The sequence below is a fragment of the Mucilaginibacter ginsenosidivorax genome (assembly GCF_007971525.1).
Lineage (GTDB): Bacteria > Bacteroidota > Bacteroidia > Sphingobacteriales > Sphingobacteriaceae > Mucilaginibacter > Mucilaginibacter ginsenosidivorax.
The window spans coordinates 3,150,988-3,172,121 of sequence record NZ_CP042437.1; the positions used below are offsets into that span (position 1 = coordinate 3,150,988).

21 protein-coding genes are annotated in these 21,134 nt (G+C 43.9%); 10 read left to right on the top strand and 11 right to left on the bottom strand.

Annotation, left to right across the window (positions count from 1 at the left end):
• Window positions 1–13: 13 nt before the first annotated feature.
• Both ypfJ and FSB76_RS13145 read right to left on the bottom strand, forming a co-directional pair.
• The gene (gene ypfJ, locus FSB76_RS13140) at window positions 14–880 is read right to left on the bottom strand and encodes a KPN_02809 family neutral zinc metallopeptidase (RefSeq protein WP_147054008.1); all 867 of its coding nucleotides are present in this window, start codon (window positions 878–880) and stop codon (window positions 14–16) included.
• 391 nt (window positions 881–1,271) lie between these two features.
• Entirely contained in the window at window positions 1,272–1,958 is a 687-nt protein-coding gene (locus FSB76_RS13145; RefSeq protein ID WP_147054009.1) for an SIMPL domain-containing protein, read from the bottom strand.
• A 232-nt stretch (window positions 1,959–2,190) separates the two neighbouring features.
• Between FSB76_RS13145 and ku the strand changes: the two genes are divergently transcribed.
• On the top strand, window positions 2,191–2,958 hold the full coding sequence (gene ku, locus FSB76_RS13150; protein ID WP_147054010.1) for a non-homologous end joining protein Ku: 768 nt from the start codon (window positions 2,191–2,193) through the stop codon (window positions 2,956–2,958).
• A 124-nt stretch (window positions 2,959–3,082) separates the two neighbouring features.
• Here the strand turns inward: ku and pfkA are convergent, their stop codons facing one another.
• The 4 genes from pfkA to FSB76_RS13170 all read right to left on the bottom strand — a co-directional run bounded on the left by pfkA (window position 3,083) and on the right by FSB76_RS13170 (window position 7,215).
• Window positions 3,083–4,060 (bottom strand): 6-phosphofructokinase, encoded by a 978-nt coding sequence (pfkA, locus tag FSB76_RS13155; RefSeq protein WP_090652205.1) that lies wholly within the window; start codon window positions 4,058–4,060, stop codon window positions 3,083–3,085.
• Between the two features lie 143 nt (window positions 4,061–4,203).
• Window positions 4,204–5,967, bottom strand: coding sequence for a protein-disulfide reductase DsbD family protein (locus FSB76_RS13160; RefSeq protein WP_147054011.1), 1,764 nt, complete (start codon window positions 5,965–5,967; stop codon window positions 4,204–4,206).
• An 18-nt stretch (window positions 5,968–5,985) separates the two neighbouring features.
• Entirely contained in the window at window positions 5,986–6,438 is a 453-nt protein-coding gene (locus tag FSB76_RS13165; RefSeq protein ID WP_147054012.1) for a protein-disulfide reductase DsbD N-terminal domain-containing protein, read from the bottom strand.
• 3 nt (window positions 6,439–6,441) lie between these two features.
• Complete coding sequence (locus tag FSB76_RS13170) at window positions 6,442–7,215, bottom strand: biotin--[acetyl-CoA-carboxylase] ligase (protein WP_147054014.1); 774 nt, start codon at window positions 7,213–7,215, stop codon at window positions 6,442–6,444.
• A gap of 47 nt (window positions 7,216–7,262) precedes the next feature.
• Here FSB76_RS13170 and rsfS point away from each other — a divergent pair, with 47 nt between their 5' ends.
• From rsfS to FSB76_RS13210, 8 genes are all read left to right on the top strand, one after another.
• Window positions 7,263–7,637, top strand: coding sequence for a ribosome silencing factor (gene rsfS, locus FSB76_RS13175; protein WP_147054016.1), 375 nt, complete (start codon window positions 7,263–7,265; stop codon window positions 7,635–7,637).
• A 90-nt stretch (window positions 7,638–7,727) separates the two neighbouring features.
• On the top strand, window positions 7,728–9,824 hold the full coding sequence (ftsH, locus tag FSB76_RS13180; RefSeq protein WP_147054018.1) for an ATP-dependent zinc metalloprotease FtsH: 2,097 nt from the start codon (window positions 7,728–7,730) through the stop codon (window positions 9,822–9,824).
• Window positions 9,825–9,879: 55 nt separating this feature from the next.
• The gene (locus tag FSB76_RS13185) at window positions 9,880–10,530 is read left to right on the top strand and encodes a LutC/YkgG family protein (RefSeq protein ID WP_147054019.1); all 651 of its coding nucleotides are present in this window, start codon (window positions 9,880–9,882) and stop codon (window positions 10,528–10,530) included.
• A 243-nt stretch (window positions 10,531–10,773) separates the two neighbouring features.
• Complete coding sequence (locus FSB76_RS13190; RefSeq protein WP_147054021.1) at window positions 10,774–11,130, top strand: hypothetical protein; 357 nt, start codon at window positions 10,774–10,776, stop codon at window positions 11,128–11,130.
• 607 nt (window positions 11,131–11,737) lie between these two features.
• Window positions 11,738–12,235 carry a hypothetical protein gene (locus FSB76_RS13195; protein WP_147054023.1) on the top strand — a complete coding sequence of 166 codons (498 nt, stop codon included), beginning with the start codon at window positions 11,738–11,740 and terminating at the stop codon, window positions 12,233–12,235.
• Between the two features lie 155 nt (window positions 12,236–12,390).
• Entirely contained in the window at window positions 12,391–13,224 is an 834-nt protein-coding gene (locus FSB76_RS13200) for a sensor histidine kinase (RefSeq protein WP_147054025.1), read from the top strand.
• Window positions 13,187–13,831, top strand: a complete 645-nt coding sequence (locus tag FSB76_RS13205; protein ID WP_147054027.1) for a response regulator — start codon at window positions 13,187–13,189, stop codon at window positions 13,829–13,831. The genes FSB76_RS13200 and FSB76_RS13205 overlap by 38 nt, the downstream gene beginning before the upstream one ends.
• A gap of 29 nt (window positions 13,832–13,860) precedes the next feature.
• Complete coding sequence (locus FSB76_RS13210; protein ID WP_147054029.1) at window positions 13,861–14,931, top strand: PA0069 family radical SAM protein; 1,071 nt, start codon at window positions 13,861–13,863, stop codon at window positions 14,929–14,931.
• 1 nt (window position 14,932) lies between these two features.
• On the opposite strand, the gene FSB76_RS13215 is transcribed toward FSB76_RS13210, so the two are convergent.
• The 4 genes from FSB76_RS13215 to FSB76_RS13230 all read right to left on the bottom strand — a co-directional run bounded on the left by FSB76_RS13215 (window position 14,933) and on the right by FSB76_RS13230 (window position 17,609).
• Window positions 14,933–15,307 (bottom strand): ribosomal maturation YjgA family protein, encoded by a 375-nt coding sequence (locus FSB76_RS13215; protein ID WP_147054031.1) that lies wholly within the window; start codon window positions 15,305–15,307, stop codon window positions 14,933–14,935.
• Window positions 15,308–15,374: 67 nt separating this feature from the next.
• Complete coding sequence (locus FSB76_RS13220; RefSeq protein WP_090652193.1) at window positions 15,375–16,118, bottom strand: zinc ribbon domain-containing protein; 744 nt, start codon at window positions 16,116–16,118, stop codon at window positions 15,375–15,377.
• Window positions 16,118–17,215 carry a Nif3-like dinuclear metal center hexameric protein gene (locus FSB76_RS13225; protein ID WP_147054033.1) on the bottom strand — a complete coding sequence of 366 codons (1,098 nt, stop codon included), beginning with the start codon at window positions 17,213–17,215 and terminating at the stop codon, window positions 16,118–16,120. The genes FSB76_RS13220 and FSB76_RS13225 overlap by 1 nt, the downstream gene beginning before the upstream one ends.
• Window positions 17,216–17,246: 31 nt before the next feature.
• Entirely contained in the window at window positions 17,247–17,609 is a 363-nt protein-coding gene (locus FSB76_RS13230) for a TM2 domain-containing protein (RefSeq protein ID WP_147054035.1), read from the bottom strand.
• A gap of 245 nt (window positions 17,610–17,854) precedes the next feature.
• On the opposite strand from FSB76_RS13230, the gene FSB76_RS13235 reads away from it, so the two are divergent.
• Window positions 17,855–19,513 carry a glutamine--tRNA ligase/YqeY domain fusion protein gene (locus FSB76_RS13235; RefSeq protein WP_147054037.1) on the top strand — a complete coding sequence of 553 codons (1,659 nt, stop codon included), beginning with the start codon at window positions 17,855–17,857 and terminating at the stop codon, window positions 19,511–19,513.
• A 113-nt stretch (window positions 19,514–19,626) separates the two neighbouring features.
• Here FSB76_RS13235 and FSB76_RS13240 read toward each other — a convergent pair whose 3' ends face one another.
• Window positions 19,627–20,463: an N-acetylmuramoyl-L-alanine amidase gene (locus FSB76_RS13240; RefSeq protein WP_147054039.1), complete on the bottom strand. Its 837-nt coding sequence runs from the start codon at window positions 20,461–20,463 to the stop codon at window positions 19,627–19,629.
• Between the last annotated feature and the right edge of the window lie 671 nt (window positions 20,464–21,134).

Sequence of the window (21,134 nt, forward strand, 5' to 3'; positions counted from 1 at the left end):
CGCAGCGCAATGACTAATTAGCCAGAAAAGCGTACCTGTCATCGGCAAACGTGTTCCCTTGTTTTACATCGCCTGTTTCGTAGCCTTTTTTAAACCAGTAAACACGCTGGGCGCTGGTGCCATGGGTAAAGCTGTCGGGTTCCACATGGCCCTGGCTTTGTTTTTGTAAACGGTCGTCGCCAATGGCGTTGGCTGCATTCAAGGCATCTTCTATATCTTTTTCGTTAATTGCCTTATTAATGCTTTGCTCGTAATGAGCCCAAACACCAGCGTAAAAATCGGCTTGTAATTCAAGCTTTACCGATAGTTTGTTGTATTCGCGTTCACTCATCCGGCTGCGGGCCTGGTCCATTTTTGCACTTACCCCCAGCAGGTTTTGCACATGGTGCCCCACTTCGTGCGCTATAACGTAGGCATTGGCAAAGTCGCCGCCGGCACCAAAACGCGTTTTAAGTTCGTCGTAAAAACTCAAATCTATATATACTTTGGCGTCGCCGGGGCAATAAAACGGCCCCGTGGCCGAGCTGGCGTTACCGCAGGCCGATTGCACATAATCGGTAAATAAAACCAACTTAGGGTCCTGGTACTGCCTGCCCATATCGTTAAATAGTTTGGCCCAAATGTCCTCGGTATCCTTAAGTACTACACGCACAAATTTTTTGCCGTTGTCTTCGGGTGCATTGGGGTTTTGTTGCTCGGTTTGTTGTTGCTGGTCGCCGCCACCCTGGTTAAGTAGCTGCGAGGGGTTAATCCCCGTAAACATATAAATTACAGCCCCAATAAGGCCCAGTATTCCGCCGCCAATTGCTATACCGCGACCACCGCCGCTGCCACGCTGATCTTCTACATTATCGCTTTCGCCCCTGCCAAACCATTGCATAATTCCGTGATTTTTTAGGGGTAACAGGAAAAACGGTCAGAATGTTTGAGAAGCCCCTTCTAAACCTCCCCTGGCAGGGGAGACTTTTGAAAGGGCATGTTTTTAAACCCCTCCCATCGGAGCTACTGTGTGTACCCATCTTTTTAATAAAAGAAAATGTCATTTCGATAGAGCAGTAGGGGCAGGAGTGAGGGGGCGAAAGAGAAATCTTAGACAATTTACATCCCAAAAAGCCTGTCGGAATGTAGGACGTATAAGATTTCTCCTCACCCCACCACTTAAATCCACCTCTGATTCGTTCGAAATGACATCAGTTTTGTTTAGTGATGCGATTCTAAACAGATGTGTAAACACAGTAGCCTGCCTGGGAGGATTTAGGAGGTCCGGGGGCCTACTTTATCTCAAACACTGCGTTTATCTGCAGGCTGATCTTGATCTTTTTAAAGTCGATGTCGGATTGAGGGGCATCGGCAACGGCAGCTTTATACATCATGGTGTTGTACTGGCGTGGCTGGGGGAAGCTGCTGTTATCACTTTCGGTAATGTTAAGCACATCGCCCAGTTTGTTGCCAAGTCCGTTCAATAAAAATGAAGCCTTATCGCGTGCCGAAAGCAGCGCTTTAAGTTTCAGTTCGTTTTTCAGCTCGTTTATTTTTGAATAGTCGTAGCTGTCAATATTGGTCGACTGAATACCTTTAGGATCTATTTTAGATACAATCTGGTTAAACTTGTTCAGGTCTTTTATCCGCAGCCCGTATTGTTTGCCGGCTAAAAAATCAGGCTGTTTCTTTTTCTGGAAGGTATTGTTCCAGGCCGATACATTATTTACGGTAAAATCAGCGGCAGGTATACCTGCATCCTTAACAGCTTTTTCAAGCTGGTCTTCCAGGTCCGAGATCTGGATGTGCTTTTTACCATCCATATATTCCTGCAGCGATATGGTAACGTTGATGATATCGGGAGTAACTTCCTGCTCGGCGGTGCCGGTAACTTCTATTTTGCGGCGCAAATCAACAGCCTGCGCAAAGGCTCCGTAAGTAAATGTTAGCAGGGTGGCAATGATGAATAGCTTCTTCATGATGTAATGTGTATGGTTATTTTTTGTTTGTATGACTGTAATGACGGGCAGATAGTTTAATATGTAACAGGTATAATGAACTATTGTTGGGGCCTTGAATACCGGGGTAATGAAAAACCAGGGGGATTTGTTTTGTTTTTTCTCCGTATGCCTGTAAGTCAATTATTTAAAAACCGTTTGGGTTTATCGTGGTTACATCATGTAGTAACAGGCAAACGATAAATATTTTGATATGAGGTCTATCTGGAAAGGTTCAATTGGTTTTGGATTGGTTAGCATCCCGGTTAAACTGTATTCGGCAGTGCAAACAAGTTCGCTTGATTTGGATATGCTTGATAGCCGCGATCATTCACGCATCAGGTATCAGCGGGTAAACGAGAAAACGCATAAGCAGGTACCCTACGATAAAATTGTGAAGGGTTACAAACTGGCCAATGACGATTATGTGATTGTAGAGGACCAGGATTTTGAGGATGCCGCACCCGAAAAAAGTAAGATCATCGAGATTGAAAGCTTTGTGGATATTGCCGACGTAAACCCTATGTTTTACGAAACATCCTACTATACCGAGCCCGATACTAAAAGCAACAAGGCCTATGCACTTTTGCTGAAAGCCCTCATCCAGTCAAAAAAAGCGGGGCTGGCACGCTTTGTACTGCGCAGTACCGAAAGCCTGTGTATTGTGCACCCTGTTGATCATGCGCTGGTAGTTACCCGAATTCGTTTTGCACAGGAAATACGTAGTGCCGAAGATCTGGATATAGCCAAAGATGTAACTGTAAGTAAAAAAGAACTTGACGTTGGCCTTGCCCTTATTAACCAATATGCCGAGGATTTTGACGTATCTAAATTCAAAGATGAATACAACGACGAGTTGCTAAAAATTATCAAGGCCAAATCAAAAGGCAAACGGGCTACGGTTAAGAAACTTAAACCACGTGAAACCGATAGCGATGACCTGTATGATCAATTGATGAGCAGTTTGAAAAAGAAAGCCTGACAAGTATTTAAGGGAAGCAAAGCAGGAAGACGCTTTGCTATAATGACCGGATTTTCGGTTTTTAAATATATAGAGACACAACAATTTGTGCCTCTATATAAATAATATGTTTGTTTCAGTAAAATTACATCGATAAAATCTCAACCAGCTTCAATAGGTTGGGATTAATCTCCACATGGTGTTTAATGGCGTGCTCAAACGGTGTATAGGCAATTTCGTTGTGGATGATACCAATCATCTCGTTGCGGTGGCCGTCTCTTAAAGCTTCAACAGCGGCTGCGCCTACCCGGCTGGCCAAAACCCTATCCATACAGCTTGGGGCGCCACCACGCTGGATGTGGCCCAGTATAGATATGCGGGTATCATAATTAGGGAAACGCTCCTGTACCAGGCGCCCTACCTCAAATGCACCACCGGCTTCTTCGCCTTCGGCAACAATTACAATACGCGATGTTTTATCTTTACGGCCGTGCTCAAGGCGGTTAAATAAGCCTTCCATGCCGCCTTTATGTTCGGGGATAAGTATAGCTTCGGCTCCTGCGGCAATGCCTGTACGTAAGGCGATCAGGCCCGAGTCGCGCCCCATTACCTCAACTATAAACAGGCGGTCATGTGATTCTGCTGTGTCGCGAATTTTATCTACAGCCTCAACAACCGTATTAATGGCGGTATCATAACCTATAGTAAAATCGGTGCCCATTAAATCGTTATCAATAGTACCTGGCAGGCCAATGATAGGCATATCATATTCGGCACCAAAAACTTTGGCCCCGGTAAATGTACCATCGCCACCAATACCTACAAGGGCATCAATGTTATTTTTTTTAAGATGGTCATATGCCTGCTGGCGGCCTTCGGGCGTGCGGAAGTTATCGCAGCGTGCGGTTTTTAGTATAGTACCGCCGCGTTGAATAATGTTTGAAACCGATTTGCGGTTCATGGGTACAAAATCGCCCTTAGTCATGCCTTCATAACCACGGCGAATGCCCATCACCTCGATACCATAATATATAGCCGTACGTACAACCGCCCTGATGGCAGCGTTCATGCCCGGCGAATCTCCGCCCGAAGTATAAAGTCCTATTTTTTTAATCTGCGTCATTTTTTATCCTGATATGGCTTGTTAAACCCTACCTTAAAAAATTGAATAATTTAATTAGTGGCTTTTAAACAACCCCGTAACCAAAAAACGCGGCAAACTTTTAAAAGTTGCCGCGAATTTACACTTAATTTTTTAACGCTGTATCACTTTTTATAAGCGGCTATACCGCTATCTAAAAATTTGATGTAACGGTCAATATGGTAGTCGGCATTATAGTGTGGCAAAACAGTTCCGTTTTTATCGGTCATTTCCCTGCCATCGCTATCAAGCATCACATATAATGGCTGCGAATTTGAGTTGAAGCGGCTTGCTTCCAACTCGCTCCACTTATCGCCAATGTTAGTTATCTTTTTAAAACTGTAGGTTGATGTGTACTGATCTTTAATATCTAAGGCCGCTTTATCATCTACCACAAGTTGTAAAAGTACAAAGTCGTTCTGTAGTTTACTAAATACCACCGGGTCCGACCATACGTTGGCTTCCATGTTTCGGCAGTTAACGCAGGCAAAGCCTGTAAAATCAATCAGTATTGGTTTATGCAGTTCTTTTGAAACCTGCAAAGCCTGGTCGTAATCAAACCATGGGGCCAGGCCTTTTATGGTAAGGGCCGAATAATTTGCAGCATATTTTCGCGCTCTGCCATCTTGTTTTGCTGTGGTGGCAATAGCGCCTCCCGGCACCGGCGAAAGGTCAAAGTCCTGTGTGCCTATTGGTGGTAAAAAGGCTCCGATAGATTTGAGCGGAGCGCCCCACAGGCCCGGAATCATATAAACTACGAATGCAAATACAATTATGGACAGAAACACCCTTGGGATAGATAGATAGGGCGCATCGCTATCATGTGAAAACTTAATTTTGCCTAAAAGATACAGCCCTACCATTATACCAATGGCTATCCAAAGCGATAAAAACACTTCCCTGTCAAACCAATGCCAATGATAGGCCAGGTCAACATTCGATAAGAACTTCAGGGCGAAAGCCAATTCAAGGAAGCCCAAAACCACCTTTACACTGTTTAGCCATCCGCCCGATTTTGGTAAGCTTTTTAAGGCAGAGGGGAACAAAGCAAAAATAGTAAACGGCAATGCCAGCGCTAAAGAAAAGCCAAACATGCCCATTGCCGGCCCAAGCCTGTCGCCTTTTGAGGCGGCATCTACCAGCAATGTGCCTATAATAGGCCCGGTACATGAAAACGAAACAACCACCAGGGTTGATGCCATAAAAAAGATGCCTGCAAGGCCTCCTTTGTCAGCATTTTCGTCGAGCTTGTTGGCCAGTGAACTTGGCAATGTAATTTCAAATGCCCCCAGGAACGATATACCAAAAACAATAAGCAGCAGGAAGAAAAACATATTGAATATGCCATTTGTAGCCAGCTGGTTAAGCGCGCTTGAACCAAAAATTATAGAGATTAATAATCCAAGCGTTACGTATATTACAATGATTGATACCCCGTAAATAGAGGATTGCATAATTGCTTTACTGCGGCTGCCGCTCTTTTTGGTAAAAAAGCTAACGGTTAATGGCAATAAAGGGTAAATACAAGGGAGTATTACCGCGGTAAAGCCCCCAATAAGGCCCTCTATAAATATTTGCCAAAGTGTTTTTGGTACCTCGGGTTTTGAATGAGCCGCTTGTTTGGCAGCAACTACCGATTGTTTTGCCGCTGCTGCTGCTTGTTGCGAAAGTTTTTCTGCATCCTGCATTGCCGCCTTTTTACGTATGGCAATACTATCGGCCGCGGTAGGGATACTGGTAAACTGTATATCGGCAGGCGCCGCTGTTGTATCCTTACCGCTTTTTTGCGCCGCGTAAACCGGTTTTGGCGCGTTTAAGCCAAATATAATAAGCAGGGTTACTACAGCTATTGACGTTGGTAACCAGTTGATCTTTTTAAATAGGTTCATCTTTTTATTCCCTGGTAATTATTTGCCTAAAGGAATGGTGAAATCTACATCATCTGGTGGAAGACATTTTTTATCGTTACAGGTCATATAAGTAAGCTTACCTGTTACACTGCCGGCCGTTGCCGACTTTAAGCTTATTTTTTGCGAAAAAACAACCTCTTTTTCAAAATAAGTAACATTCATTTTGAATGATTCCTCGTATTTAGACAGTGGTTTTGGCTCGGTGGTTTTGCCAACCGGCGCGTAAAGTTTTGACGGTGTAAATTCAAAGGATGTTTTTATCGGGCCGCCATCGCCAACATTAAGCGAGTAAATGTGCCAGCCGGGTTGTATGGTTGCCTTTAAATATACAACGGCCTCTTTACTGTTCAGTTTTTTTGCCGCGTATGCCCAGCGTACCGGTGTTTCAATTTGTGCATAGGCCCCGGCGCAAATAACCAGCGCTACCATCAATAACAATAACTTTTTCATGTATTATTTATTTAAAAATTCAATTTGTTTTAAGCTAAACTCACGGGTGCCCAAATTATTATGTTCAACTACCAGCACCCCTTCATCTTTCACCCCAACAATGGTCCCCGTAAACGTTTCACCGTCTGACCGGAAATTTCTTGCTTCGTTTAACCAGTATAGTCGGTTTAAATAAGCGTTCCTTACAAACAAAGATTTACCGGCTTTAAGCTTAAGATAGTATCCTTCAATATGCCCGCAAATTTCTAATAATAAAGCTCGTAAATCATAATCCTTTTGTAATATCTGCTTTACAGATATGGCATTGCCGGCACCCTCCTCAAAATGCTCCTGGTTTATATTAAGCCCAATACCAATAATGGCATCTTTTATCCTGTCGCCCTGCAGGTGTGTTTCAATCAAAATACCGCCAAGTTTGTGGTCGTCATAATAAATATCGTTTGGCCATTTTATTTTTAAGCGGTCGCCCAGCAGCGGATTAAGCGCCTCAATTACGCCCAGGCTTATAGCCCGCGTAAGGTCAAATTGTTGTAAAACAGGTAAAAATGAGGGGGTTAGCAAAATACTAAAAGTTAGGTTTTTGCCCGGCTCGCTATGCCATTTGTTTTGCTGCTGGCCCCGCCCGGCAAATTGGCTTTCTGCCATAATGGCTGTACCTTCGGGCAATGGCTTGGAATTTGACAGTAATGTTTTAAGGTAAGTGTTGGTTGAATCAACTTCTTTAATTGTTACTAAATTTTGACCAACAAATAATGCCGAAAATATGTTATTTTGCAAAGTGTAATAATTTTTAACCAAAAAACGTTCAAAACTAATTCTTTTTGATGGTAAAAAATAAAAAGGTAGGGCAATCAACCTATATTTCTGAACTTGCGATACATGGTATCCAGGAAAAAAAAGGTAATGAAATTGTAAGGTTAGACCTTCGTAACCTAAATAGTTCGGTAACAGATTACTTTGTAGTTTGCCATGCCGATTCAAGCACGCAGGTAAAAGCGATAGCCAACAGCATTGAAGATGAAATTTTTAAAGCAACCCAAACCGAGCCCTGGCGTAAAGAAGGTTTGGAATATGGCGAGTGGATACTACTTGATTACGTGGATGTTGTGATCCACGTTTTCCGGACAGACAAGCGTGAATTTTATGGCGTAGAAGAATTGTGGGGTGATGCCGAAATAAAATATTACAAAAGCGCTTAAGCTATAGTCACATAAAGGCTTGCAATAGCGTCATGGTAATAACCTTGTTTTTTAAATTATAGATAGTAAGTTTGAGCTCGTAACAAAGAGATGAAAGATAACGATAATAAATCAGAAAGTCCGAAACCGATCAGGAAGATCCTGAATAAAAAAACGCCGCCTAAGCCACCTAAGTTTAATATTATGTGGATATATGGCATCATTGTATTAGCATTCCTGCTTGCAACAACACTGTTAAGCAATGATACCGGTAAACGGATAACCTACCAGGATTTTGAAACCAAGATGCTTAAGCAGCATGATGTTGAAAAAATTATAGCTTATAAAAGCGGCGATTTGATCATTGGTGAAGTATATATTAAAAAGCAAAGCCTTGATACCAAGCCAGAATATACTGCCCTTGGTAAAGAGCAGCACATGTTTGCAGGAAGCAGCGGCCCCCAGTATACTTTTACCGACGACTCTTTTGAGAGCCTTAAAAAATCAATTGCTGCAGCACAAGCTGCCGACCCATCTTTAAGTGATGTTTCGCTTGAATTGCAACAGGGCCGCGAAAGCTTTTTATCAAACTGGCTTGTACAGGGTGTAATTATGGTGATATTATTTGCAGCAGTGTGGATATTTATCATGCGCCGTATGAGTGGTGGTTCGGGCGGTGGCCCGGGTGGCCAGATATTCAATATCGGCAAATCAAAAGCAACCTTGTTTGATAAAGAGGCACAGGTAACCGTTACATTTAATGATGTTGCCGGTTTAGAAGAGGCCAAGCAAGAGGTTATGGAAATTGTTGATTTCCTGAAAAACCCTAAAAAATACACCAACCTGGGTGGTAAAATTCCTAAAGGCGCATTGCTTGTAGGTTCGCCGGGTACAGGTAAAACCTTATTGGCAAAAGCCGTTGCCGGCGAAGCCCACGTTCCGTTCTTCTCCCTCTCAGGATCTGATTTTGTGGAGATGTTTGTGGGTGTAGGTGCATCACGTGTGCGCGACTTGTTCCGCCAGGCAAAAGATAAAGCGCCATGTATTATATTTATTGACGAGATTGATGCCATTGGCCGTGCCCGTGGTAAAAACAATATTGTTGGTGGTAACGATGAGCGCGAAAACACATTGAACCAGCTGTTGGTAGAGATGGATGGTTTTGGTACCGATTCGGGTATCATTATCCTTGCCGCAACCAACCGCCCCGATGTATTGGATTCGGCCTTATTACGTCCCGGACGTTTTGACAGGCAGGTATCTATTGATAAACCCGATTTGAATGGCCGTGAGCAGATCTTCAAGGTTCACTTAAAACCGCTTAAATTAGCTGATGATGTTGATGCCAAAAAATTATCGGCGCAAACCCCTGGTTTTGCAGGTGCCGAAATTGCCAACGTTTGTAACGAGGCTGCCCTTATAGCGGCCCGTAAAAACAAAGAGGCGGTTGACATGTCGGATTTTCAGGATGCGGTTGACCGTGTAATTGGTGGGTTGGAGAAAAAAAACACCCTGATTTCGCCCGAAGAAAAACGCGTTGTAGCTTACCACGAAGCCGGCCATGCTATAGCCGGATGGTTTTTAGAACATACCGATCCGCTGGTTAAAGTTTCTATTGTACCGCGTGGCGTTGCCGCTTTAGGATATGCCCAGTACCTGCCAAACGAAAGGTTCCTGGTTGCTAAAGAAGAGTTGATTGATGATATGATATTATCAATGGGTGGTCGTGTTGCCGAAGATATTACTTTCGGCAAAATTACCACCGGTGCCCTGAGCGATCTGGAACGCATTACCCGCCTGGCTTATGGCATGGTAAAAATATATGGCATGAACGGTAAAGTTGGTAACGTATCGTTTTACGATCCGCAAGGCGAAAACCAGTTTAGCAAACCATACTCTGATGTCACCGCAAACCTTATCGACTCGGAAGTAAGAAGCCTGGTTGAAGATGTGTATGCCAAAACAAAAGAATTGCTGATTAAACACCGCGACGGATTAGAAAAAGTTGCGAAAAAGTTATTGGAGAAAGAAGTATTGTTCCAGGCCGACCTGGAAGAACTTTTGGGCAAACGCCCTTTTGAGCACCGTACTGCTTATGATAAGTTTGTAAACGGCGAACCAACTTTAGTACCTGATAACAATGCGATACCCGAGAATGTGATCAATCCTGAGTTATCAAGGATGGATGAGCCCGATCCGAAGTTTTAATTAGATACTTTATAAAAAAGCCATCAGCTTAGCTGGTGGCTTTCCTTTTTGTACCATGAGGGATATTACCACATCAAAAGAAAAACTGCTTAAAAAGATACGCAAGGCGCTATTGGAGAAAAGGGACAACCCATATCCCCAACTGGAAGACCTGCCGCTTTATGCAACCGATGATGAAATACCCGAGGTTGTTTTTGCCGAGCAATTTACTGCCGTTAACGGCCAGTTTATTTTTTGCGAAGACGAGGTGCAATTTATAGAAACCCTGCTTACCCTGGCCGAAGAACGTAACTGGCATAAAATATATTGCTGGGAGCCCGGCCTGCAGGAGGTACTCGCCCGTTTTGAATACCCCTTTTACGAAACCGATAAAGACTTTGAACTGGCCGAAGTAGGATTTACCCTGTGCGAAGCTTTGATAGCCCGTAATGGCAGCATTTTGCTATCCAATGGCAATATGGCCGGCCGGCGCTTAAGCATTTATCCGCCGGTACATATTGTGCTGGCTTATACATCGCAAATGGTGATGGATATTAAGGATGGGTTTAAACTCCTAAAAAATAAATATGGCAATCGCCTGCCATCAATGATCACCAACGTAACCGGCCCCAGTCGCACTGCCGATATTGAAAAAACCCTGGTGCTTGGCGCCCATGGCCCCAAAGAGCTGTTTGTTTTTTTATTAGATGACTCGCACGAGGCATAATATCCAAGATATTTTTTTGAATTCATATTCCGGCCATGCGGCATGGCTACTTCGCCTGTATCTGTCGCTGAATATTAGCTAACAATTCTTGCACGCTTTGGTAGTGGTAGCACAGTAAACGGCCAAAAAATATTATTAAAATATCAGATGGTGTGGATTTATAGTTAAAATAAATTATACTTGTTTTTAATAACTCAATGCAGTTTAAACACGTATAACCCTAATTAAAACCCCCTTATTAACATGAAAAAAATTGATTTAACCGAAGCAAAAAAAATGGTAGACCACTACCACGCCACCCGTAAAACAGTTATCGACAAAACACATGGTATTAATGATACCAAGTCTGTTTGGTTTGATATCGACGCATTTAAAGATTTTGTAAACAAGCTGCCGGCACATGCTACCGGTGTGCGGGTTCATTTGGCCAGTTATGATGAAACGCACCCTACAACACCGGGCCAAACAACCGTGATGCTTGCCGGGACCGTTAGTAAAGACAGTAACCATACTGACGCGTTATCAGATAATAGTTTACTGGCCGAAGGATTGGATCCGGTAAATCAAGGGAAAAACTGCCCACCTGATTGTACCGCATAGATTTAAAATAAATTTACATCCGATAAGTAAGATAGTAACGATTGCTGACCGTTAACAAAGTCAAATCCTCTTTCTTTACTTATCGGGTTTTTAATTTATTTTTGTTAATCTTTCACAAAATTCAGACCGTTGCCGCAGTTTATAGTTAGCGTTTCTCATGTTATTTTGCATCGTCTATATTATGGTTAATTGATTGTAATAGAAACCTTCTGCTTAGTAAGACTATAAATATCTCGATGCAAATTTTCGTTTTTGACATATAAAAATCTTAGGGCTTATCGCACATCGATATAAATAATGTCGAATATTTCTGTTCTGATAATCAGTGTCTTATTGTTATGTACTTTTTTTCTGTTCATATAAATCCGCAAAGCTATCTTTACACTTTACGACAGCCGATAAGGTGCTGTGCTAATTTTGTAAGAGGCTAAAACTTAATGTACATAAATATTGAATGTTATATAATTTATACCTGGTATCGCTCCCTATAACCTTTGCTTTTTGCCTTTACGCTTACAAGCATCTTGACAGGAATTTTAAATGGTTTCTGCCATATTTTGCGTTCGTAATTATTTATGAATTGGTTAATTATTTTAATCTAATGCTATTGGAAAAAAGCAACGCCTGGTGCAATAATCTTGAGGGCTTGCTGGAACTTGCCCTATTTACATGGTTTTTAGCGTCGCTTGTTAAAAATGAACGATACAGGAAATCGGTTTATAAATTTGCTGCAATACCAATATTGCTTTCTTTGGTTGATATTGTATATATACAGGGATTTTTTAAACGTGCTACAATTGCAATAGTACTACAGGGCATATTTTTGGTAGTATTAATTTGTATTTATTATCGCTCGCTATTTGAAGAGGCAGATGAGCGGTTGGCTCTTTTAAAACATCCACCGTTTTTAGCTGCAACTGGGCTGCTTTTTTTCTTCTTGTCAAACACGCTGTTTTATGCTTGTTTTAGTTATATGATATATAAAAATAATTATCATTTTTATATTGTTGCGACGAGTATCCCGGGAATTTCAAATCTATTGTTAAATGGTCTATTGGCGTATGCTTTCCTATGTTCTTATAACAATAAACGTATTGCTGAATAGCGACTATTTGCTGCACCCGAAACATTTTGATTCCTCCCCAACGTAGTTTTGAATAATACATCGTATGAAAATAGCCGCTATTTTCTTATCCTTGCAATTGAGCAGTCGGGAATTTCAAGCCTATTACTAAACCCACTTTTAATATCTGCCTTTTTATGCTTTTCAAAGACGAACAAGTTATTCTTATAATTATAGCCGGTACAGCTTTACTGCTGTTGCTGGGGTTTTTTATGGTTGGTTTTTTATTGATGTTTCAAAAAAAACAAAATAAAAATGCCATGGAGAAGGCCGAGTTGAAATCGTCGTTTAAACAGGAGTTGTTAAAAACCCGGATAGAGATACAGGAAGAAACCCTGAACTATGTAAGCCGCGAGATGCACGATAACATTACCCAGGTATTATCATTTGTAAAACTCAATATGGGCCTGCTGGCCAACAAGCTTACCGACGAACAAAAGGTAAAGTTGAATGACAGCCGTGAACTTATAGCGCAAACCATTACAGATTTGCGTAACCTTTCAAAAAGTTTAAGTTTTGAACATATCAACGCGTTAGGCCTGGTGAAAACGCTGGAACTGGAGGCGATAAGGGTGAACAAGAGCGGCCTTATTAATATGGATTTAAACGTTGAGGGCGAAATGTACTCCCTTGGCGAGCAGCGCGAACTGGTATTGTTCAGGATATTCCAGGAGGCGCTAAATAACGCGTTGAAACATGCGGATGCAGCAAACATTAAAATCGGTTTGTATTATAATGCACAAATGTTTAATTTGACCATCGAAGATGATGGCGCAGGTTTCCAACCCGAATTGCTGACCGACAAAAGCGGATCGGGGTTGCGTAACATGAAAAATAGGGCGGGTTTGATTGGGGCTGAGGCTGTTATAACCAGTTCGCTCAAACAAGGCTGTACTATTAAGCTGTCACTTAACCCCCTGGTTGAAGAAAATTATGCTAACGAAACCCATTCAAATAGCCCTGGTAGATGATCATCGCCTTTTCAGGAGTGGCATTGCAGCGCTCATTGATAGCTTTGGTGGCTATAATATACTATTTGAAGCCACGCACGGGCAGGAATTAATAGGAAGTATTAGCGCAGGGCTTGTGCCTGATATTATTTTGCTTGATATTAATATGCCGGTAATGGATGGCATATCTACCGCGCAATGGCTTCGCAAATATCATCCGTCTATCCGTATCATTATCCTATCCATGTTTGAAGATGCCGAGAAGGTATTATTAATGGTAAGGGCTGGCGTAAAAGGATATTTACTAAAAGATGCCGAGCCCGACGAATTTGAACGCGCACTGATTAAAGTAAGTGAAGGCGACCTGTTTTACCCGGATTTTGTTACCCGCCACCTATTAAATAATTTTAACATCGATAAGGAAGCCCAGGTGCAGCTAAACCCCCGCGAAATTGAATTCCTGCGCCTTACAAGTACCGAACTTACCTACAAGGAGATTGCCGACACCATGAATATCAGCGTGCGTACGGTTGATAGTTTCCGCGATCATCTTTTTGAAAAGCTACAGATAAAAAGCCGGGTAGGACTGGTTTTATATAGTATTAAAAACAAGCTGATAGATTTGTAATTTGCTAATTAATTTAGCAAATTTGCCTTATGGCGCATGAGGACAACCCCGATTTTTTTAAGGGCAGGGGGGCACAGGTTAATACCCACAACAAATTTTTGAAAAGCAAATACGTGGCCGACCATATGGAAGGGCTTGACGAACCGTTGCTTGAAAACAGCGCCACGCAGCTTTTTGAAGAAAATCCTAAAAAAATTGTAAGCGAATCAAATAGTCCCGATTTAAGCCACATGTACTCCATAAACCCCTACCAGGGCTGCGAGCATGGTTGTATTTACTGCTATGCCCGCAACACGCATGAGTATTATGGCTTTAGCGCCGGCCTTGATTTTGAACGCAAGATTATTGTAAAGCGCAACGCTCCTGAATTGCTGGAACAATATTTTAACAAAAAAAATTATAAACCGGTATGCATCCTGCTATCGGGCAATACCGATTGTTATCAGCCCATTGAACGCGATTTGCAAATTACCCGACGGCTGCTGGAGGTTTTCCTGAAATATAAAAACCCGGTAGCCATCATCACCAAAAACAACCTGGTACTGCGCGACCTGGATATTTTGACCGAACTGGCCGCCATGAACCTGGTTCATGTTAACGTATCAATTACTTCCCTTGACGAACAACTTCGGCAAAAACTGGAGCCAAGAACGGTTACCGCCACCGGCAGGCTGGCTGTTGTTCAAAGGCTCTCAGAAAAAGGCATTCCGGTAAGGGTAATGGCAGCACCTATAATTCCGGGTTTGAACAGTAACGAAGTGCCCAACATTATCAAGGCTGCAGCCGATAGGGGCGCTTTAGCTGCCGGCTTTACTATAGTGCGCCTTAATGGGAGTATTGCCGAATTATTTAGCGACTGGATCTATAAAGCTTTCCCCAACCGTGCCGAAAAGGTGTTGAACATGATCCGGTCCTGCCACGATGGTAACCTGAATGATAGCGACTTTGGCAGGCGCATGAGTGGTGAAGGAAAGGTGGCCGAATCTATCCACCAGATGTTCAGGATGGCCTGTAACCGCTTTTTGGATGGCCGGCAGATGCCGGAGTATGACTATAGCTTATTTGTGCCGAGGAGGGGCAGGCAGACGAGTATGTTTTAGGCTATTTTGGGCCTTTTTTAAGTATGTAAAAGTCAATAATACAACCTATCCCCACACCAACCACATAACACAGCAAATCGCTCCATAAAAAGCCTTCGCCTAAAACAAGCCTGCCAAACAGGGTATGCCTCAAATTATTTATCCAGGGCGCTTTATAAAGCTGGCTGAACTCTATCGCGAAGCAAAACAATAAACTTGCAACAACTACGAATTTTATAGGCTTATTGATAAACAGGAAGCGCGCGATAAAATAAACCATCAGCGCCCAAAGAATATCGCCAACAAACAATGGTATGCTTTTAAAATGCCGGGAAAGCAGGCCAGTAATTATGGTAGCTGTAATGAGCATAAAATAAAGGAACCTTGATCTTCTCATAAAAACTCAGTCAACAAAAAAAGGCACCCTGAAGATGCCTTTTATATTAATTTTATAAGTGGTTTGCTTATACCGTTTCGGCTTCCAAAGCCATCTGCTCATCAACCAGGATACGTCCGCAATGTTCGCAAACGATGATCTTTTTGCGTTGACGGATATCCGACTGGCGCTGAGGCGGGATCTGGTTAAAACAGCCAGAGCATGAATCGCGTTGAATGGTTACTACTGCTAAACCATTTTTTGCATTTTGGCGCAAACGGGTATAAGCTGTAAATAAACGCTCTTCAATATTCGGGATAGCTTTTTCTGCCTGGGCAACAAGGTCGTTCTCTTCTTTTTCAGTTTCGGCGGTAATAACACCTAACTCATCTTTTTTGGCATCAAGATCGTTCTTACGTGCTTCCAGATCGGCAAGGGCTTTTTCGTACACCTGGGTTTTTGAAGTTATCTCGAAACCATATTCCCTTATCTTCTTTTCACTTACCTGTATATCTAATCCTTGTATCTCAATTTCTTTTGATATCGCATCATACTCGCGGTTGTTCTTAACTTCGTTAAGTTGCGCTTCGTATTTTTTGATGTTGGCCTGAGCATCTTTGATCAGGTTTTTGCGGGTTACAATCTCATCCTCTACATCATCCAGCTCATATTTGATTTTCTGTATGCGGGTTTCAAGGCCTGCAACATCATCTTCCAGATCGGCAACTTCCATTGGCAGCTCGCCACGTACCTGGCGTATTCTGTCAATTTTAGTGTGGATGGTTTGGAGTTCGTATAAAGCTTTAAGCTTCTGTTCTACGGTTTGTTCCATTAAATAAAATATTTGACGGGGTTTGTATTTACTTCTGTTAAACGGACGGCAAAGATAGGGAATTTTTTTCTAATTATTTCATACAATAATTGCACCGTAAATTGTTCACTCTCAAAGTGTCCGATATCGGCAATCACTATCTTTCCTTCGGCATCAAAAAACTCGTGATACTTGTAGTCGGAGGTGATGAAAATGTCGGCCCCGGCGGCTATGGCATGCTTCAGTAAAAAGCCTCCCGAGCCTCCGCAAACAGCCACTTTTTTGATGGGTTTGTGGGTAAAAGCGGTATGCCTTATCACGTGCGTGCGCATCTTATCTTTTACATGAAACAAAAACGATTCCTGGTTGGTGGGTACTTCCAGCTCGCCAATCATACCCGATCCTACCTGTTGGTTTTGGTTGGTTAAGCTGTACAGGTCGTAAGCTACCTCTTCGTAAGGGTGGGCCAGTATCAGGGCCATTATTATTTTACTCTCCAGGTTGGCCGGGTAAACGGTTTGGATGCAAACTTCGCTTTCGCGGTGACGTTTGCCCGGCTCGCCTACATGAGGTACCGTTAGTTCATTCCCTTTAAATGTGCCGGTTCCCTCGGCGTTAAAGCTAACTTCGCTGTAGTTGCCAATATTACCCGCCCCGGCGGCAAACAATGCTTCGCGCACGGCATCGGCATGGCTGTGGGGTACAAAGGTAACCAGCTTTTTAATCAGGTTATGTTTAGGCAGTAGTATGCGGCAGTTTTTAAGGCCAAGGGTATCGCATATGCGGCTGTTAACCCCGTGCATGACATTATCAAGATTGGTGTGAATGGCGTACAGGGCTATACCCTTGCGAATGGCTTTCTCAACCACGCGCTCCACATATGTTTTGCTGTTAAACTTCTTTAATCCCCTGAAAACTATAGGGTGATGGGATATAATTAACTGGCAGCCTGTAGCAATGGCTTCGTCAACAACCGCTTCGGTACAATCTAAAGAAAGCAGCGCCTGGGATATTTCCTGGTCGGGGTGGCCTACAATAAGGCCTGCATTATCATAATCTTCCTGGTAAACAAGCGGCGCAAGGCTTTCAAGGTAAGCAGTAAGTGCGGATAGTTTCATGAACAAATATAGAAATAAGTATGGCCTTGGTTTAAGGCGTCATTAACGCCATCCGGTGACTATCGTAAGCCATCTCTTTATTATACTTTAATACAAGCGATTTATTGTTCACCAAATCAACAATTGTTCCTATCAGGCAAAAACCACCGGTAAAAAGGTAAAGCAAACCCATTCCTATTTGTCCCAAAGCAAAACGCTGCACGCCTGCAACCACTATAAAGCCAAGCAGGGTAAAAATCAGTATTTCCTGTGCCGATTTCCTTTTGCTGCTATAAACCATATAAAAATAGTCGGTTTGGCTTTCGGTGAGGTTTGCGGTAGCTTGTTGTAAAAAGGCCATCTCTTCGGGAGTCATATCCGTAAAGTTCATGTAGTTGCCTTGCTTCATGTTCATGTTGGGTGTAGGGTTTGATGTTAGCGGTTTTTCAAATTTAATGTTTTTCTGCTAAAAACAATAGAAGCCCCTCTAAATAACGCCGCTTTCATGAACGCCTTAAAAAAATCAAATCGTGAATAATCTCCCTTGAAGGGGAGACTTTTGATTAGCATACTGCTCGTCAGCGCATCAAGATGCCGCGTTCTTTCAAAAGTTCCCCCTTTAGGGGGCGGAGGGGGCTTTTTTTTATTATTTTTGCCCTCATGAGCGAAGAAAGATCACTGAACTTTATAGAAGAAATTGTTGAAGAAGATATAGCCAACGGCAAGCACGGCGGCCGGGTATTAACCCGTTTCCCGCCCGAGCCCAATGGTTACCTGCATATTGGCCACGCCAAATCTATTTGCCTTAACTTTGGTTTGGCCCAAAAGTACAACGGTAAAACCAACCTGCGTTTTGATGACACCAACCCTGTTAAGGAGGATGTGGAATATGTTGACAGCATTAAAGAAGATGTTAAATGGCTGGGCTTTAACTGGGCCGAAGAACTGTACGCTTCTGACTATTTCGACCAGCTATATGAGTTTGCGGTAACGCTTATTAAAGCCAACCTGGCTTATGTTGACGATAGCACAGCCGAAGAGATAGCCCATCAAAAAGGCACCCCTACCGAGCCGGGCGTACCCAACCAGTACCGCAGCCGCTCTGTTGAGGAAAACCTGGAGTTGTTTGCCGATATGAAAGCCGGCAAATACCCCGATGGCGCTAAAGTACTGCGTGCCAAGGTTGACCTGGCTGCACCCAACATGCACCTGCGCGACCCTTTGATGTACCGCATTAAACATGCCCATCACCACCGTACCGGCGATGCCTGGTGCATATATCCCATGTACGATTTTGCCCACGGCCAATCGGATGCTATTGAGCAGATAACCCACTCTATTTGTACGCTGGAGTTTATTCCCCACCGGGCATTGTATGATTGGTTTATTGAGCAGTTAAGCATCTTCCCATCCAAACAATACGAGTTTGCCCGTCTTAACCTCAACTACACCGTAATGAGCAAGCGCAAGCTGCTGCAACTGGTGGTTGAAAAACATGTTGACGGCTGGGACGACCCGCGCATGCCTACCATTAGCGGCCTGCGTAGGCGGGGGTATACGCCTGCCAGTATCCGCGAGTTTTGCGAACGCATCGGCGTAGCCAAACGCGAAAACATGATTGACGTTGGCCTGCTGGAGTTCTGCATCCGCGAAGACCTGAACAAAACCGCATGGCGCCGTATGGCTGTGCTCGACCCTATAAAATGCATCCTGACCAACTACCCTGAAGGCGAGGTGGAGATTATGCATGGCGAAAATAACCCCGAAGCCGAGGATGGCGACGGCAGCCGCGAGTTTCCGTTTAGCCGCGAACTTTGGATTGAACGGGAAGACTTTATGGAGGTACCGCCAAAAAAATTCTTTCGCCTGGGTGTGGGGCTGATGGTGAGGCTTAAAAATGCCTACATCATCCGTTGCGACGACTTTGTGAAAGATGCCGATGGCAACGTAACCGAAATTCATTGCAGCTACCTGCCCGAATCAAAATCGGGTAACGATACCAGCGGCATTAACGTGAAGGGTACCATTCACTGGGTGAGCGTACCGCACGCCAAAACCGCCGAAGTAAGGCTGTACGACCGCCTTTTCCAGGTAGAGAACCCGCAAAGCGAAGAAGGCGACTTTAAAGATTATATCAACCCCAACAGCCTGCATATTATCCCAACCGCCTATATTGAACCCGACCTGGCCAACGCCATACCCGGCACCGCCGTACAGTTCATGCGCAAAGGATATTTTACGTTGGATAAATACTCAACCGATGATAAGCTGATCTTCAACAGAACAGTAACGCTGAAGGATGGGTGGGTGAAGAAATAGCAGCCCCCCAGCCCCCTAAAGGGGGAGCCTTTTATTTGCGGCTTTAACCAAAAAGGCCATTCGCTAAAAGCGAATGGCCTTTTTTATTCCGTTATAGTTCCCCCTTCAGGGGGTTAGGGGGCATACTTCCTATACACATTATAAAGTACATTTAAATCCAGCTGGCCCATGGTGGGGCTGTCTTCAATTTGTACAAAATGGCGTTTAAAGGCGGTTATGGCGGCGGGCAGGTTGCTGGTATCGTAGCCTATGAGGCGCAGGGCGGTGGCGTAGTCAAAGTTATCGGGGGGCAGTTCAAGCAGTTCGTCGGGCCAGTAGCCGAAGCCTTTGGCGGCCAGTAGTTTCCAGGGGAATAGCGGGCCCGGATCGGGCTTGCGGGCGGGGGCAATATCCTGGTGACCGATGAAGTTGGCTGTGGGGATGTTATAGGCCTTTTTAAGCTGAGCCAGCAGCGCCAGCAGGCTGCGTACCTGCGGGTCGGTAAAAGGCTCGTGGCCGTTGTTATCAATCTCGATACCTATCGAGCAGCTGTTCATATCGGTAATGCTGCCCCACTTGCTGATGCCGGCCTGCCAGGCGCGCAGGTAATCGTTAAGCATGTGTACCACTTTGCCATCCTTGCCCACCACGTAATGGGCGCTCACCTGCGGTTTTACCAGCGTAAAGGTTTTAATGGTTTGCGCCAGCGAATCCTGCGCGGTATAATGGATAATTACATAATTGGGCTTGCGGGCGTTAAAGTTAACGGTGCCAATCCATTCGCTGGGGATGGGCATGCCCAGGCTATCAACCAACATGGCAGGCTGCTCGCGGGCAAACACTTCCAGCAGCGAATCGGTTTGGTGGTTGTATACCTTGTTGGTGGCTGCGTAGGGCAGTACCTTGGGCGAGCATGATGCCACGGTTAACAAAATAGCCAGGGGCAGTATATAATAAGCGGTATTTTTCATAGGCACAAAGTAAGCTTAAAGCTAAAGTAAGCAATTAACCACCGAAGCCGAAAATAGTTGTGCCCATGTACAGGTGTTCGGTTTTGGGAGGGGATGAGTGGGGTGTTCGGGGGCGAACACTTAATTGGTTGTTAATTAATGGGTTAGGTGTTTTGGCTTGTTAGGCAGTTTGTTTTATTAGTGTTGATTATCAGCGACTTATGTTTTTTAAGGTGTTCGGGGTGGAATTTGGAGGGGGGCGCTTGCACGGTGAGCGGTGGTCCGTGCGGACATGCGGCAAAAATGCCTCTTTATAGGTACCGCCGGGCGCCGCCCGACAACCGTTCGGGCACCGGCTACTTACCTGGTAGCCACCTTAGGGGCACCATTTTAGGGATGACTGGATTTGGGTGGCTGGAGTTTACCGTTTGCGGATATAATAGCACAAAAAACATCAAATAATTTATACTTATATCCAATTTTTGGGTGGGGAAATTAAAAGGAAATGAAATTAATGGGATATAATTTTACACTTTTTTTCGGAGGTGGCGAGAGGAAGGCAGGGCGAGGGCATTAGGGTTTTCGATGGGCTCCGGACCTCAGGTTCTCTCGTAGAGGAACCTGAGGAGACGGCAACAATTGTATTACCACCATCAATTTACCGGTATCGGCAATATGGTCTGCCTCCCCGC

Coding starts and splice junctions, on each gene's coding strand:
- ypfJ (WP_147054008.1), bottom strand. CDS start 880: ATGCAATGGTTTGGCAGGGGCGAAAGCGATAATGTAGAAGATCAGCGT.
- FSB76_RS13145 (WP_147054009.1), bottom strand. CDS start 1,958: ATGAAGAAGCTATTCATCATTGCCACCCTGCTAACATTTACTTACGGA.
- ku (WP_147054010.1), top strand. CDS start 2,191: ATGAGGTCTATCTGGAAAGGTTCAATTGGTTTTGGATTGGTTAGCATC.
- pfkA (WP_090652205.1), bottom strand. CDS start 4,060: ATGACGCAGATTAAAAAAATAGGACTTTATACTTCGGGCGGAGATTCG.
- FSB76_RS13160 (WP_147054011.1), bottom strand. CDS start 5,967: ATGAACCTATTTAAAAAGATCAACTGGTTACCAACGTCAATAGCTGTA.
- FSB76_RS13165 (WP_147054012.1), bottom strand. CDS start 6,438: ATGAAAAAGTTATTGTTATTGATGGTAGCGCTGGTTATTTGCGCCGGG.
- rsfS (WP_147054016.1), top strand. CDS start 7,263: ATGGTAAAAAATAAAAAGGTAGGGCAATCAACCTATATTTCTGAACTT.
- ftsH (WP_147054018.1), top strand. CDS start 7,728: ATGAAAGATAACGATAATAAATCAGAAAGTCCGAAACCGATCAGGAAG.
- FSB76_RS13185 (WP_147054019.1), top strand. CDS start 9,880: ATGAGGGATATTACCACATCAAAAGAAAAACTGCTTAAAAAGATACGC.
- FSB76_RS13190 (WP_147054021.1), top strand. CDS start 10,774: ATGAAAAAAATTGATTTAACCGAAGCAAAAAAAATGGTAGACCACTAC.
- FSB76_RS13200 (WP_147054025.1), top strand. CDS start 12,391: ATGCTTTTCAAAGACGAACAAGTTATTCTTATAATTATAGCCGGTACA.
- FSB76_RS13205 (WP_147054027.1), top strand. CDS start 13,187: ATGCTAACGAAACCCATTCAAATAGCCCTGGTAGATGATCATCGCCTT.
- FSB76_RS13210 (WP_147054029.1), top strand. CDS start 13,861: ATGGCGCATGAGGACAACCCCGATTTTTTTAAGGGCAGGGGGGCACAG.
- FSB76_RS13215 (WP_147054031.1), bottom strand. CDS start 15,307: ATGAGAAGATCAAGGTTCCTTTATTTTATGCTCATTACAGCTACCATA.
- FSB76_RS13220 (WP_090652193.1), bottom strand. CDS start 16,118: ATGGAACAAACCGTAGAACAGAAGCTTAAAGCTTTATACGAACTCCAA.
- FSB76_RS13225 (WP_147054033.1), bottom strand. CDS start 17,215: ATGAAACTATCCGCACTTACTGCTTACCTTGAAAGCCTTGCGCCGCTT.
- FSB76_RS13230 (WP_147054035.1), bottom strand. CDS start 17,609: ATGAACATGAAGCAAGGCAACTACATGAACTTTACGGATATGACTCCC.
- FSB76_RS13235 (WP_147054037.1), top strand. CDS start 17,855: ATGAGCGAAGAAAGATCACTGAACTTTATAGAAGAAATTGTTGAAGAA.
- FSB76_RS13240 (WP_147054039.1), bottom strand. CDS start 20,463: ATGAAAAATACCGCTTATTATATACTGCCCCTGGCTATTTTGTTAACC.